Genomic DNA, 503 nt, shown 5'->3' with positions numbered 1-503 from the left:
CCAAGGGGTCCATCGACAACCTTGCGTTGGTTCCGGCGCCTGAGGCCGACCGGGAACTGGCGTCGGGCGAGGTGCGGGTCGCGGTGCGCGCGGCCGGGCTGAACTTCCGCGACGTGCTCAACGGCCTGGGCATGTACCCGGGCGAGGCCGGCGCCATGGGCGTCGAGTACGCCGGGGTGGTCACCGAGACCGGACCCGGGGTCGCGGACCTGGCCGTCGGCGACCGCGTGCTGGGCATGGGTGAGGGGACCTTCGGGCCCTGCACGGTGGCCGACCGGCGGATGCTCGCCGCGATCCCCGCGGACTGGGACTTCGCCCGCGCCGCATCGGTGCCCAGCGTCTTCGCGACTGCTTTCTACGGTCTGCGGGATTTGGCGGACTTGCGGGCCGGGGAGCGGGTGCTGGTCCATTCGGGTGCGGGCGGTGTGGGCATGGCCGCCATCCAAATCGCCCGGCATGCGGGTGCGGAGGTGTTCGCGACCGCTTCGCCGGGCAAGTGGGAC

The 503-nt window shown here is 73.0% G+C and carries 1 protein-coding gene; it reads left to right on the top strand.

Annotation, left to right across the window (positions count from 1 at the left end; all coding sequences use genetic code 11):
• Nucleotides 1–26: 26 nt before the first annotated feature.
• The coding region (locus ACYVD5_RS12700; RefSeq protein WP_461001206.1) for an alcohol dehydrogenase catalytic domain-containing protein at nucleotides 27–503 on the top strand (477 nt) is incomplete at its 3' end.

The sequence above is a fragment of the Streptomonospora sediminis genome (assembly GCF_054778995.1).
This window is presented reverse-complemented; position numbering and strand designations above follow the sequence as displayed.